General features: G+C 51.8%; 14 protein-coding genes. 9 read left to right on the forward strand and 5 right to left on the reverse strand.

Annotation, left to right across the window (positions count from 1 at the left end; translation table 11 throughout):
- Window positions 1-90: 90 nt before the first annotated feature.
- Genes sufB through A4Z71_RS03830 form a run of 5 tightly spaced genes read left to right on the forward strand, consistent with a single transcriptional unit; the run spans window position 91 to window position 4086 of the window.
- Entirely contained in the window at window positions 91-1509 is a 1419-nt protein-coding gene (gene sufB / locus A4Z71_RS03810; protein ID WP_070954616.1) for a Fe-S cluster assembly protein SufB, read from the forward strand.
- Window positions 1509-2675, forward strand: a complete 1167-nt coding sequence (gene sufD, locus A4Z71_RS03815) for a Fe-S cluster assembly protein SufD (protein ID WP_070954617.1) — start codon at window positions 1509-1511, stop codon at window positions 2673-2675. The genes sufB and sufD overlap by 1 nt, the downstream gene beginning before the upstream one ends.
- Window positions 2675-2989 (forward strand): non-heme iron oxygenase ferredoxin subunit, encoded by a 315-nt coding sequence (locus A4Z71_RS03820; protein WP_070954618.1) that lies wholly within the window; start codon window positions 2675-2677, stop codon window positions 2987-2989. Before sufD ends, A4Z71_RS03820 begins: the two co-directional genes overlap by 1 nt.
- A gap of 21 nt (window positions 2990-3010) precedes the next feature.
- A complete protein-coding gene (sufC, locus tag A4Z71_RS03825) occupies window positions 3011-3763 on the forward strand; it encodes a Fe-S cluster assembly ATPase SufC (RefSeq protein WP_070954619.1) in 753 nt (250 codons plus the stop codon).
- A complete protein-coding gene (locus A4Z71_RS03830) occupies window positions 3763-4086 on the forward strand; it encodes a metal-sulfur cluster assembly factor (protein ID WP_070954620.1) in 324 nt (107 codons plus the stop codon). Before sufC ends, A4Z71_RS03830 begins: the two co-directional genes overlap by 1 nt.
- 54 nt (window positions 4087-4140) lie before the next feature.
- Here A4Z71_RS03830 and A4Z71_RS03835 read toward each other — a convergent pair whose 3' ends face one another.
- A complete protein-coding gene (locus tag A4Z71_RS03835) occupies window positions 4141-4725 on the reverse strand; it encodes a biotin transporter BioY (protein ID WP_070954621.1) in 585 nt (194 codons plus the stop codon).
- A gap of 102 nt (window positions 4726-4827) precedes the next feature.
- Between A4Z71_RS03835 and A4Z71_RS03840 the strand changes: the two genes are divergently transcribed.
- Window positions 4828-6426, forward strand: coding sequence for an ABC-F family ATP-binding cassette domain-containing protein (locus A4Z71_RS03840; RefSeq protein ID WP_070954622.1), 1599 nt, complete (start codon window positions 4828-4830; stop codon window positions 6424-6426).
- Here the strand turns inward: A4Z71_RS03840 and A4Z71_RS03845 are convergent.
- On the reverse strand, window positions 6415-7218 hold the full coding sequence (locus A4Z71_RS03845; RefSeq protein WP_070954623.1) for an SURF1 family cytochrome oxidase biogenesis protein: 804 nt from the start codon (window positions 7216-7218) through the stop codon (window positions 6415-6417). The two genes, A4Z71_RS03840 and A4Z71_RS03845, sit on opposite strands and share 12 nt — an antisense overlap.
- A 180-nt stretch (window positions 7219-7398) precedes the next feature.
- Entirely contained in the window at window positions 7399-7710 is a 312-nt protein-coding gene (locus tag A4Z71_RS03855; protein ID WP_158512777.1) for a DUF3099 domain-containing protein, read from the reverse strand.
- A gap of 115 nt (window positions 7711-7825) precedes the next feature.
- Here A4Z71_RS03855 and A4Z71_RS03860 point away from each other — a divergent pair, with 115 nt between their 5' ends.
- Both A4Z71_RS03860 and A4Z71_RS03865 read left to right on the forward strand, forming a co-directional pair.
- Complete coding sequence (locus A4Z71_RS03860; protein ID WP_070954626.1) at window positions 7826-8536, forward strand: beta-ketoacyl-ACP reductase; 711 nt, start codon at window positions 7826-7828, stop codon at window positions 8534-8536.
- A 51-nt stretch (window positions 8537-8587) separates the two neighbouring features.
- Window positions 8588-9346, forward strand: coding sequence for an SDR family oxidoreductase (locus tag A4Z71_RS03865; protein ID WP_070954627.1), 759 nt, complete (start codon window positions 8588-8590; stop codon window positions 9344-9346).
- Here the strand turns inward: A4Z71_RS03865 and serB are convergent.
- On the reverse strand, window positions 9339-9974 hold the full coding sequence (serB, locus tag A4Z71_RS03870) for a phosphoserine phosphatase SerB (protein ID WP_070954628.1): 636 nt from the start codon (window positions 9972-9974) through the stop codon (window positions 9339-9341). The two genes, A4Z71_RS03865 and serB, sit on opposite strands and share 8 nt — an antisense overlap.
- Window positions 9971-11212, reverse strand: coding sequence for a glucose-1-phosphate adenylyltransferase (glgC, locus tag A4Z71_RS03875; RefSeq protein ID WP_070954629.1), 1242 nt, complete (start codon window positions 11210-11212; stop codon window positions 9971-9973). Before glgC ends, serB begins: the two co-directional genes overlap by 4 nt.
- A 46-nt stretch (window positions 11213-11258) precedes the next feature.
- Here glgC and glgA point away from each other — a divergent pair, with 46 nt between their 5' ends.
- Window positions 11259-12449, forward strand: a complete 1191-nt coding sequence (gene glgA / locus A4Z71_RS03880; RefSeq protein ID WP_070954630.1) for a glycogen synthase — start codon at window positions 11259-11261, stop codon at window positions 12447-12449.
- Window positions 12450-12458 lie beyond the last annotated feature (9 nt).

A 12458-nucleotide genomic window follows, 5' to 3' on the forward strand; every position in this document is an offset into this window, starting at 1 on the left:
GACTGTCGCGTTGACTAGGTTGCCATTGATGACTTTAGGCAAATCGAGATAACCACTCGAATTTGAAACTAATGAAAAGGGAGGCCGGCATTGTCCGACATCATCATCGAACGTCCAGAACTAGACAGTCTCGGAGTTTACGAATTTGGCTGGTCTGATTCAGATGACGCAGGAGCGACTGCAGCTCGAGGTATCAACGAGCAGGTGGTCCGAAACATTTCTGGCCTCAAAAACGAGCCAGAGTGGATGCTGGAGCGACGACTCAAAGGCTTTGACTATTTCCTAAAGAAGCCAATGCCCGCATGGGGTTCAGACCTAACCGGAATTGACTTCGACAACATCAAGTACTTTGTGCGTTCGACCGAGCGCCAGGCTCAGAGCTGGGAAGACCTTCCTGAGGACATCCGTAACACTTACGAACGTCTGGGCATCCCCGAAGCCGAGCGTTCACGTTTGGTAGCAGGTGTTGCAGCGCAGTACGAGTCTGAAGTTGTCTACCACCAGATTCGCGAAGACTTAGAGGCTCAAGGCGTAATCTTCCTCGACACCGACACCGCTCTGCGTGAGCACCCTGAAATTTTTCAAGAGTATTTCGGCACCGTAATTCCAGCCGGCGACAACAAATTCGCTGCACTCAACACAGCTGTTTGGTCTGGTGGCTCGTTCGTTTACGTCCCTAAGGGAGTTCACGTTGAGATTCCACTTCAGGCCTATTTCCGAATTAACACCGAAAACATGGGCCAGTTTGAACGAACCCTGATTATTGCTGATGAGGGCTCCTACGTGCACTACATCGAGGGTTGCACGGCTCCGATCTACCAGAGTGATTCGCTGCACTCCGCCGTGGTCGAGATCATCGTGAAGAAGAACGCTCGCGTTCGCTACACCACAATTCAAAACTGGTCGAACAACGTCTACAACCTGGTCACCAAGCGAGCAATTGCACACGAGGGCGCCACCATGGAGTGGATCGATGGAAATATTGGCTCGAAGGTGACCATGAAGTACCCGGCGGTCATCTTGGCTGGAGAATACGCTCGTGGTGAAACTCTCTCGGTCGCTTTTGCCGGTGAAGGACAGCACCAGGATGCTGGCGCCAAGATGATTCACCTGGCGCCAAACACCAGCTCGTCGATTGTGTCTAAGTCAATCGCTCGAGGCGGTGGACGAACCTCTTACCGAGGCGAAATCAAGGTCATGCCTGGGGCGCACCACTCGGCTAACACAGTGCGATGCGACGCTCTTCTCGTCGACACAATCTCGCGCTCAGACACCTACCCAGCGGTTGACGTTCGAGAAGATGATGTCTCAATGGGCCACGAGGCTACCGTGTCCAGAGTTAGCGAAGAGCAGTTGTTCTATCTACAGTCCCGCGGACTACCAGAGGATGAAGCCATGGCCATGATTGTGCGCGGCTTCATTGAGCCGATTGCTAAAGAATTGCCAATGGAATACGCCCTAGAACTGAACAAACTTATTGAAATGCAAATGGAAGGTGCTGTCGGTTAATGAGCAACACTTTTACCGCCGAACAGCACGGCCTTGTCGCGCACAGCCACGGTGCCCCAATTCAGACTCGCAGCGAGCGACTCCGGTCTAGCCAGTTAGCTGATTTTCCTGAAATCAGTGCTCGGGAAGAGCAATGGAAGTACCTTCGCGCCGAACAGCTAAACGGTCTAGATCAGGCTGATATTGCCGAGTTTATGGGCGATCTGGCAGTCAAGGCTCCAAAGTCGGTTTTGACCGAGTGGGTTGGCGCTGATCACTCCAAATTCGGCGCTGCCGGATTACCTGAAGATCGCGTCAGCGCGGCAGCCTGGCAAGCCGCCGAGAAGGCATACCTGGTCACCATTCCTAAAAATGCTGAACTCGAGTCAGAGGTTCAAATCAGCTTGGCTGGAGATGAACAAACCAGCGCCCTGCACCTGATTATCGATGCTCAGCCTTTCTCTAAGGCGGTTGTCGTACTAGACCACAAGGGCAAGGCAAATTTGGGTGAAAATCTAGAGATTATCGTCGCTGACGAGGCTGATCTAACCCTAATCTCAATTCAAGACTGGGATGACAGCGCTGTTCACGCGTCAGCTCAAATAGCCAAACTGGGACGAAACTCGAGACTGAAGCACCTAGTCGTAACTCTCGGTGGAAAGACTGTGCGTGTCGCCAGTTCAACCGAGTTCACTGGCCCTGGAGCTGAAGTCGAAATGCTTGGTCTCTATTTTGCCGATTCGGGACAACACCTTGAGCACCGTCTATACGTTGATCACGCAGTACCAAATTGCAAGTCGAGAGTGACCTACAAGGGTGCGTTGCAAGGTGACACGGCACACACGGTTTGGGTTGGTGATGTGTTAATTCGCGCCGCTGCCGAAGGCACCGACACTTACGAACTAAATCGAAACCTGCTTCTAACCGACGGCGCCCGCGCCGATTCGGTGCCGAATCTTGAAATCGAAACCGGAAAAATCGAAGGTGCGGGTCACGCTAGCGCCAGCGGTCGCTTTGACGATGAGCAGCTTTTCTATTTGCAGGCTCGCGGGATCCCGGAGCTTGAGGCTAGGCGACTAGTGGTTCGAGGATTCTTGAACGAAATTATTCAGCAAGTCGGTGTAGCTGAAATTGAAGAGCGACTCACCGACTCAATCGAAGTAGAACTCGCTAGGAGCGGATCGTAATGGCTATTCAAATTTGTCCAGTTGAGGACATCAAGCCGGGTAAGGCAATCAGGGTCAAAGTTGGCGATCACGCCATTGCCATTGTTCGCACCAAAGCTGGCGATGTTCGAGCTATCGACGACAAGTGCAGCCACGGTGAAATCTCGCTGTCTGAGGGTTTTGTGGATAACGAAACCATTGAGTGCTGGGCACACGGCGCAAAGTTTTCACTAGAGACTGGCCAGCCACTTACTCTGCCCGCATACGAACCGGTGGCCGTCTACGAAACATTCGTCGAGGATGGCGTCATCTACCTCGAATACGACGCAGCATAAGACTTTATAAGGAAAACGAAAATGGCAACTCTAGAAATCAAGAACCTACACGTAACTGTCGAAACCGACCAGGGCACCAAAGAAATCCTGAAGGGTGTTGACCTTGTCATCCGCTCTAACGAATCGCACGCGATCATGGGCCCAAACGGTTCCGGCAAGTCAACTTTGGCGTACACCATCGCCGGACACCCGAAATACCTGGTTACCGAGGGTGAAATTCTGCTTGACGGTGAAAACATTCTCGAGATGAGCGTCGATGAGCGTGCTCGCGCCGGGGTATTCCTTGCCATGCAGTATCCGGTAGAAATCCCTGGAGTTTCTGTTTCGAACTTCCTGCGCACGGCAAAAACTGCGATCGAGGGCGAGGCTCCAAGTCTTCGCGGCTGGATCAAAGAGGTTAAAGGCGCAATGGAGAATCTGCGCATGGATGCATCTTTCACTGAGCGTAATGTGAATGAGGGCTTTTCCGGTGGTGAGAAAAAACGTCACGAGATTCTGCAGCTGGAACTGCTGAAGCCAAAATTCGCAGTTCTTGATGAGACCGACTCAGGCCTTGATGTTGACGCCCTAAAAGTTGTTTCTGAAGGTGTAAACCGCGCCAAGGATGCAAATGGATTTGGTCTGCTGCTAATTACCCACTACACCCGAATCTTGAACTACATCAAGCCAGATTTCGTTCACGTTTTTGTGAATGGCAAAATCGCTGAAGAAGGCGGACCAGAGCTTGCCGAAAGGCTAGAGGCTGAAGGCTACGACCGGTACGTGAGGGCCTAATGCCAGAACTAGCACCAGCACTATACGACTCAGTTGTCGAAGCCCTAAAAGACGTTATCGACCCTGAAATTGGAGTCAACATCTACGACTTGGGTCTGGTTTACGATCTCGCGCAGGCCGACGATGGATCGTTACTTATCAACATGACGCTAACCTCAGCAGGCTGCCCGCTAACCGATGTAATCGAAGAGCAGACAGCAGAGGCACTCGATGGCGTAGTTGAAGCGTTCCGAATCAACTGGGTTTGGATGCCACCATGGGGTCCAGAAAAAATTACCGAAGATGGCAAAGACCAAATGCGAGCAATTGGTTTTTCAATCTAAGCAGTTAACTAAAAAAAGGCATCCCGATTGGGATGCCTTTTTTATTACCAAAATTTAGCGGCGGATGGCTTGAACACCCTTCCAAGCAATCGGCAGAATGAGCGCTGCGGCAATGGCCTTAAGTGCATCCCAGATCAGGTAGTTAGACATCAGGCTTGCAGCCGCCGACAAGTCACCGGAGAACGCCACAGCGCCCAATACCGGAATTCCGAAGGCGTAAACAACGACTGTCGAAATGACATAAGAGGCAAACATCTTGACGACGTGAGAACTCCACTTGCGTTCAGCTAACGCGCCGATAACTGCTGCTGCAGCAACGAAACCTAGCAGGAATCCGCCGGTCGCGCCGAAGACTACTTCGATTCCGTGCCTTGCATCCGAAAAGACAGGAACACCCAAAATTCCGACCGCCAAGTAAAGCAGCATCGAAAGCGCCCCGCGCACTGAACCAAGGGTGGCGCCGACCAGCAACACTGCCATGGTTTGGAAAGTGAAAGGGACAGGGGATGCAGGGATGACCAATTGAGCTGAAACAGCAGTTGCAGCCGCACCCAGCGCAATTAGTGCGATATCGGTGGCAAGACTTCGTGGAAATACTCGATCGACGATGGTAGGCCTTGTGGCTAGCGTAATGGTCATCTTTATCTCTCTGAATGGAATCGTTTAGACGATTGTAGACTAGGACTTTTGTGTGCAATCTAATAAACGGCACATATTTTTTCAGTCATTTTTGGAGATTTAGTGCTCATAGTCAGAGATTTAGAAATCCAAATTGGCGCGCGCACACTTATGTCAGGCGTAAATTTTCGCGTGGACCAAGGCGACAAAGTCGGTTTAGTTGGCCGTAACGGCGCTGGGAAAACCACTCTCACCAAAATCCTTGCCGGTGATGGCCAACCCAGCGTGGGTTCGGTTGACCGTATCGGCGAGATTGGGTACCTGCCGCAAGACCCTAGAACCGGCGACCCGGAAGAGCTAGCCCGCACTCGAATTCTCAATGCTCGTGGTCTCGGAGACCTAGTGGCCGGCATGGAACAAGCGTCAAATGACATGGGCAGCGTGGACGAAGCCATATACGATTCGGCCATGAAGCGCTATGCAAGACTCGAAGCTGATTTTCAAGCAGGGGGAGGCTATGCTGCCGAAGCCGAGGCGGCAGCCATCGCCAGCAACTTAGGGCTCAAAGAGCATATCCTCAACCAGCCCCTAAAAACCCTTTCCGGCGGTCAACGAAGAAGAATCGAATTAGCCAGAATCCTCTTTTCAAATGCTCAAACCATGATTTTGGATGAGCCCACCAACCACCTTGATGCCGACTCGGTAATTTGGCTGCGCGAATTTTTGAAAAATTATCAGGGTGGGCTGATTGTTATCAGCCACGATGTAGACCTGATTGGTGAGACGGTGAATCGGGTTTTCTACCTAGACGCTATGCGCTGCGTCATCGACGTTTACAACATGGGCTGGCGACAGTACCTGAAGCAGCGAGAAGCTGATGAAGAGCGCAGAAAACGCGAGCGCTCAAACGCCGAAAAGAAGGCTGCAACCCTGTCGCTGCAAGCAGCCAAGTTTGGGGCTAAGGCAACAAAGGCTGCAGCCGCCCATCAGATGATGCGCCGGGCCGAGAAGCTTCTCAGTGGCCTAGAAGAAGTGCGCGAAACCGATCGGGTTGCCAAAATTAAGTTCCCTGATCCGGCTCCCTGCGGTAAAACACCTCTGATGGCTGAGAACCTCAGTAAAAGTTACGGTTCACTCGAAATCTTTACCGCGGTTGACCTAGCCATTGATAAGGGGTCAAAGGTGGTAATTATCGGCCTGAACGGTGCCGGTAAAACTACGATGCTGCGAATGTTAGCCGGCATTGACACCCCGGACACCGGTCAAATTATCGCTGGGCACGGTTTGAAAATCGGATACTTCGCTCAGGAACATGAAACTCTGGATGTCTCGAAGACAGTACTCGAGAACATGCAGCGCTCTGCTCCACAGTTGAACGACACCGATGCACGCAAAGTTCTGGGAGCCTTTTTGTTCAGCGGGGATGACGTTCACAAACCGGCTAGAGTTCTTTCCGGCGGTGAAAAGACTCGCCTTTCGCTGGCTACTCTGGTGGTCTCCTCAGCGAACGTTCTGTTACTTGACGAACCAACAAACAACCTTGATCCAGCTTCACGCGAAGAAATCCTGCGAGCCCTGAACACATTTACCGGGGCAGTGGTGCTGGTATCTCACGATGAAGGTGCAGTCTCAGCGCTCACCCCCGAGCGCGTTCTGATTTTGCCTGACGGTGTCGAAGACCACTGGAACGAGTCTTATGCAGAGCTGATTTCACTGAGTTAGTGAATCCTCATATTCTTTGTCGCTGTCGCCCAATCGACGTTTCTTTTTAACGACAAAGTTCGGATCAGCCGCTGCACGTTTGAAGAGCATCTCTTGTCGAATGGCCCAAATTAGGGCAGCAAAGCCCATCAGAGCGAACAGAATCCACTGCAGTGCATAACTGAGGTGGTTCCCTTCAGTTAGTTCAGGTTTAAGCAGCAACTTCGGTGCCGATTCACTGTATTGCTTGGTCAAGCGAACGTAAAAACTTTGAACCGGCTCTAAGCCGGTTTTATCGGCGAGCGCCTTAGGTGAAATAGTGGCAAGTTGTCCGGTTGGGGCATCGCGACCTAACTCTGGTTCACTTGGCCTAATTCGAGCAGTGATTGTCTGCTCATTATTGCCCGGCAGGGGAATCGAGTTTGGTACACCCAGATCAGAACTCGTCGGCAACCAACCGGTTTCGACCAGCACGATAGCCCCTGAAGACAACTTGAAAGGTATGACCTGCAAGAATCCGGGTTGCCCGTTCAATGGTCGGTTTCTTACCAGATGTGCGGCATCAGTAACAAAACTGCCTCGCAACTGTACCGGTCGCCACTCAAGAGCTGGGTCGAAATTAGCGGGATCAACCAATTCCTCAACTGGAACGGCTTCTCTATCGTAATTTGCCAGAACTAAGTCAATTTTGGCGACAGCTTCACCTCGGCGGGCGAACTGCCACTGCGATAAAAATACGCAGGCGACCGCAAACAAGGATGCCAGCACAAGCCAGCCGACCCATCTGAGCCAGGATTCTTTCAGGTAATTCATTTCAGTTCTTCTGTGCGCAGGAAAAATCCACGCGTCGAGAGATAGTCAACCAGAAATACCTGATGCTCGGCACAGTAAAGCCACTGCTTTTCACGGTTTTCCGAGTGAATTCGAGGATTACGCCAGACAACCTTGCCAACTGCAGTAGAGCGACAACCTGCCCGGGAGCACTTTACGGCCTCAGTGGTCATCTTTTGGTTTGGTCTGCGAAGCCGCGGTGAAGGCATCCGCTGAAATAGTGATGGTTGGAGCTACAGCCTTTGCTGCTTTGCTGGTCTGGGTTGCACCCTGGGCATTTGCGATAACCACTGCAAAGTAAGGCAAGAAAATTGCTCCGGCAAAAAGCAGCCACATTAGCCAGCCCTGAACCATGACCGCTAAAACAATACAAACCACACGAACGCTCATGGCAATCGTGTACTTAATCATGCGTGACTTGCGCTCTTCTTCGGGGGAGATGTCCAGCGATGTGACACTTTGGGTTTTAGCCATCTTCAACTCCATCCCGTGCAATTTGTCGACTCTCTACAAGCCTAACCAGCGCGGCACGGCTAAACTTTCAATAACCTAAAGGTCATTCATCTACTGCAAATTCCCAGAGGAACACATGTCTGAATCAAGAACTGTTTTGGTTACCGGTGGCAATCGAGGCATTGGTCTTGCCATTGCAGAAGAATTCCTCGCTGCCGGCTACAAGGTTGCTGTTACAGTGCGCAGTGGTTCTGGTCCAGCCGGGGCCCTCAGTGTGATTGCCGATGTCACCAAACCCGAATCATTGGATGCAGCTTTTGCAGAGGTTGAGGAAAAGCTTGGACCGGTTGAAATTTTGGTCGCCAATGCTGGCATCACTCGCGACACGCTTTTGATGCGAATGACAGACGAAGAGTTTGAAGAGGTTATTAACACAAACCTTTCCGGCGTTTTTAGAGTGCTTAGAAGAGCCACCAAAGGCATGATTAAGGCTCGTTTTGGGCGAGTAATTTTTATCGGTAGCGTGGTCGGTTTACTCGGTTCAGCGGGGCAGGTCAACTATTCGGCAGCGAAAGCAGCTCTGGTTGGTATGGCTCGTTCGGTAACTCGCGAACTCGGTTCCAGAGGCATTACCGCGAATGTTGTTGCCCCCGGCTTCATCGATACTGACATGACCGCCGCGCTGCCCGCTGAGCAGCAAGACGAGTACAAAAAGAAGATTCCCGCTGGCCGGTTCGCACAGCCAGCTGAGGTGGCGAAGGTTGTTACTTGGTTGGCCAGTGACGATGCCGCTTACATTTCTGGTGCTGTGATACCAGTTGATGGTGGCCTTGGCATGGGGCACTGATTTAATTCACCAATAAATATCGGATTCTTAGATCAATCACAACGGAGCAAAATGACAAACCCACTAAGCCAAGGTTCACTGACCGGTAAAAACGCGCTCGTCACAGGTTCATCTCGTGGCATTGGAGCCGACACCATCAAGTACTTTGCTGATGCAGGTGCGTCAGTTGTCATCAATTACCGAAATAAAGAAGCTCGCGCCCTAAAGTTGGTCGAACAGATTGAAGCCGAAGGCGGTAAGGCAATTGCTGTTGGCGCCGACCTTACCGACAGCGATTCGGTCAAATCCATGTTCGAGACTGCGGTTGCAACTTTTGGGCCGCTAGACATTCTGGTAATGAACGCCTCCGGCGGCATGGAATCAGGCATGGGCGAAGATTACGCGATGCGATTGAATCGCGACTCACAAGTGAATTTGTTGAAAATCGCGATTGGTTACCTGAAGCCAGGCGCTCGGGTGGTTTTTGTAACCAGCCACCAAGCCCATTTCATTCGCAACACCCCGACCATGCCTGAATACCTTCCGGTGGCATTATCAAAGCGGGCCGGCGAAGACGCGCTGCGCGAGATGATTCCTGAGCTAACTGAATCAGGAATTGAATTTGTAGTGGTCTCTGGAGACATGATCGAGGGAACAATCACAGCAACTTTGCTCGAGCGCTCTAACCCAGGCGCCATCGAGGCACGGCGCAGTGGAGCCGGGAAACTTTACAACGTCGGTGAATTTGCAGCTGAGGTTGCTCTGGCGGCGGTTGAACCAGTGCCAGCAGATAACACCCGTTTGGTCGGGGACACCAGCGACTTTAGTTAAGTTGCAGAATCTCGATTAGCTGAGTCAAATCAGGCTCGTCCACCACGATTTGGGCGAATTCACGTACTACTGGTTTTGCCGTGAACGCAATGCTCAAGCCGGCCACTGACATCATTCCAAGGTCATTGGCGCCGTCGCCAACGGCTACGGTCTTGTCGATTGGGGTATTCGTTGCCTCAGCCCACTCCAGTAGTGCTCGCTGTTTGGCATCCCGGTCGATAATTGAGCCGATTACCCGGCCGGTTAATTTTCCGTCGACCACCTCAAGGTGATTAGCCTTGCCGAAATCAAGATCGAGAAGTTTTGCTAGAGGCTCTAGAACTTGACTGAACCCACCGCTTACGGCAGCGACCTTGCCACCGGCATGATGAATGGCGGCGATTAGCTCTTTTGCCCCCGGCGTTACAGTGATGCGTTCAAAAACCTCGGTAAAAACTGAATCCGGAAGCCCAGCGAGAGTCGAAACTCGTTTGACCAAACTTTCGGTGAAATCGATTTCTCCGGCCATCGCGCTTGCAGTAACGGCAGCAACTTCATCACGTTTACCGGCAAGTTCAGCCAATAATTCAATTACTTCGTCTCTGATCAGGGTTGAATCGACATCAAAGACCACTAACAGCTGGGTCACGGAGTAACCAGCACGCCCTTTCCTACCACCGTAATTCCGGTATCGGTGACGTGAAAACCACGGTCTAGGTCTCTTTGCTTATCGACACCGATAGAAGCGCCATCAGCGACGACAACACTCTTGTCGAGGATAGCCTTTCTAACGGTGCAGTCACGGCCAATTTGGACACCATCAAGCAAAATTGAATCGGTTACCAGGGCTCTTGAGTGCACTCGAACGTTCGGCGAAAGCACACTTCGCTCAACGATTCCACCGGAAATTACCGTTCCCAGAGAAACAATCGAATCGGTGGTTCGACCCTGATTACCCTCGCCATCGTGCACAAACTTCGCCGGTGGAAGATTTATTTGCTGGGTAAAAATTGGCCAATCACGGTTGTACAAATTGAAAATTGGCATCACCGAGATGAGGTCCATGTGGGCATCGTAGTAAGAGTCGAGAGTACCCACATCGCGCCAGTAAGAATGGTCTCGTTCAGTTGAACCAGGGATGTCATTGAAGGTGAAGTCGTAAACCCCAGCGTCATCCCTAGACACCATGTAAGGCACAATGTCGCCTCCCATGTCGTGAGCGGAGTCATCCAGAGTTCCATCGTGCTCGATGGCGTCAATCAGAGCCTGGGCAGAGAAAACATAGTTACCCATTGATGCCAAAACTTCGTTAGGTGAGTCAGGCAAACCCTTGGGGTTGGTTGGCTTTTCGCGGAAAGCGGCAATCTTGGATGGGTCGTTTTCATCAACCTCAATCACGCCAAATTGGTCAGCCATGGATAGCGGTTGTCGAATAGCTGCAACAGTGCAGCCGCGACCAGATTCAATGTGAGCCTGAATCATTTGATCAAAATCCATGCGGTAGACGTGATCCGCGCCGGCGACTACCACGATGTCTGGCATTTCATCACTGAGCAGGTTCATCGACTGCAAAATGGCGTCGGCGCTACCGGCGAACCACCGTTTACCCAGACGCTGCTGCGCAGGAACCGAGGCGACGTATGAGCCTAGAAGCGGAGACATACGCCAAGTCTGGGAAATGTGCCTATCCAGCGAGTGCGATTTGTATTGGGTCAAAACCACTATTCGTCTCAGGCCGGAGTTAATAAGGTTCGACAAGACAAAGTCAATTAGTCGATAACTGCCACCAAACGGCACAGCGGGCTTTGCTCGATCAGCCGTCAGAGGCATCAATCGCTTACCCTCGCCGCCGGCCAGGACCATTCCAAATACGCGTGGAGCACTCATATGGCAAATGTTATTGGTTTTATTGCTCCAGCACTAACATGGCGCTATGAGAATCGATCTTCTGACCAAAGAGTATCCTCCCAACATTTATGGGGGAGCGGGCGTGCATGTCGCTGAATTAGTGAGGGTGCTGCGCAAACAAATCGAGGTTCGGGTCAGATGTTTCGGAGACGAACGTGATGAAACCGATACATTCGCTTATCGTCACAGCAGCAATTTCGATGCTGCCAACGGTGCGCTGCAGACCATGTCAACCGATCTCAACATGGTTGCTGACATAGCTGGCGCAGACTTGGTGCATTCGCACACCTGGTACGCAAACTTTGCCGGGCAAACTGCCTCAGCCTTGCACGGCATCCCACATCTCATTACCGCGCACAGCTTAGAGCCGCTTCGACCCTGGAAAGAGGCTCAGCTTGGCGGCGGATACCGGCTCTCATCTTGGATTGAGAGATCTGCCTATGAGGGAGCTGCCGCCATAATCGCGGTCTCAGACGGCATGAGAAACGACATCTTGCGGGCCTACCCGCAGTTGGATCCAGCGAAAATTTCTGTGGTGCACAACGGCATAGATTTAGAGACCTTTCAAACGGCACATAATCCCGATTTGGTTCGGGCCAACGGCATCGACCCAGATCAGAGAAGCGTTGTTTTTGTCGGTCGCATAACCATGCAAAAAGGTTTGCCATATTTGCTCAAAGCAGCAAGGCAGTTGCCAAACGACGTTCAGCTAGTGCTGTGCGCGGGAGCGCCCGACACTCCGGAAATTTTGGCTGAGGTAACCGAATTGGTGGCCGAACTACGCAAGGTCAAGAACAACGTCATTTGGGTAGAAAAACATCTTTCCAGAACCGAGCTAATCGCAGTTCTCTCTTCTGCGACTGTTTTTGCCTGCCCATCAATTTACGAACCGCTCGGAATAGTGAACCTTGAGGCAATGGCCTGCGGCATCCCCGTTGTTGCGACAGCGACCGGAGGAATTCCCGAGGTCGTCGCCCATGGTGAAACGGGACTCCTCGTCCCAATCGAACAGGTTTTGGATGGCAGCGGTAAGCCGCTGAACGAGGATAAGTTTGTTGCCGATTTCGCGAATGCCCTGAACGAGATGCTCGAAAATCCCAGGATCGATGATTTTGGCATAGCCGGCAGGGCTAGAGTCGAAAAGCATTTCAGCTGGGAAAGCATTGCTGAACAAACAATTCATGTCTATCAAAAGGCTCTTGCAGATTTCGCCTAGGCTCTAGTT

The sequence above is a fragment of the Candidatus Rhodoluna planktonica genome (assembly GCF_001854225.1).
Taxonomy (GTDB): Bacteria; Actinomycetota; Actinomycetes; order Actinomycetales; family Microbacteriaceae; genus Rhodoluna; species Rhodoluna planktonica.

Excerpts from the sequence above, each read along its gene's own strand:
- glgA (WP_070954630.1), top strand. The coding sequence starts at position 11,259 with ATGAGAATCGATCTTCTGACCAAAGAGTATCCTCCCAACATTTATGGG.
- A4Z71_RS03865 (WP_070954627.1), top strand. The coding sequence starts at position 8,588 with ATGACAAACCCACTAAGCCAAGGTTCACTGACCGGTAAAAACGCGCTC.
- A4Z71_RS03820 (WP_070954618.1), top strand. The coding sequence starts at position 2,675 with ATGGCTATTCAAATTTGTCCAGTTGAGGACATCAAGCCGGGTAAGGCA.
- A4Z71_RS03830 (WP_070954620.1), top strand. The coding sequence starts at position 3,763 with ATGCCAGAACTAGCACCAGCACTATACGACTCAGTTGTCGAAGCCCTA.
- sufC (WP_070954619.1), top strand. The coding sequence starts at position 3,011 with ATGGCAACTCTAGAAATCAAGAACCTACACGTAACTGTCGAAACCGAC.
- glgC (WP_070954629.1), bottom strand. The coding sequence starts at position 11,212 with ATGAGTGCTCCACGCGTATTTGGAATGGTCCTGGCCGGCGGCGAGGGT.
- sufD (WP_070954617.1), top strand. The coding sequence starts at position 1,509 with ATGAGCAACACTTTTACCGCCGAACAGCACGGCCTTGTCGCGCACAGC.
- A4Z71_RS03860 (WP_070954626.1), top strand. The coding sequence starts at position 7,826 with ATGTCTGAATCAAGAACTGTTTTGGTTACCGGTGGCAATCGAGGCATT.
- A4Z71_RS03855 (WP_158512777.1), bottom strand. The coding sequence starts at position 7,710 with ATGGCTAAAACCCAAAGTGTCACATCGCTGGACATCTCCCCCGAAGAA.
- A4Z71_RS03845 (WP_070954623.1), bottom strand. The coding sequence starts at position 7,218 with ATGAATTACCTGAAAGAATCCTGGCTCAGATGGGTCGGCTGGCTTGTG.
- A4Z71_RS03835 (WP_070954621.1), bottom strand. The coding sequence starts at position 4,725 with ATGACCATTACGCTAGCCACAAGGCCTACCATCGTCGATCGAGTATTT.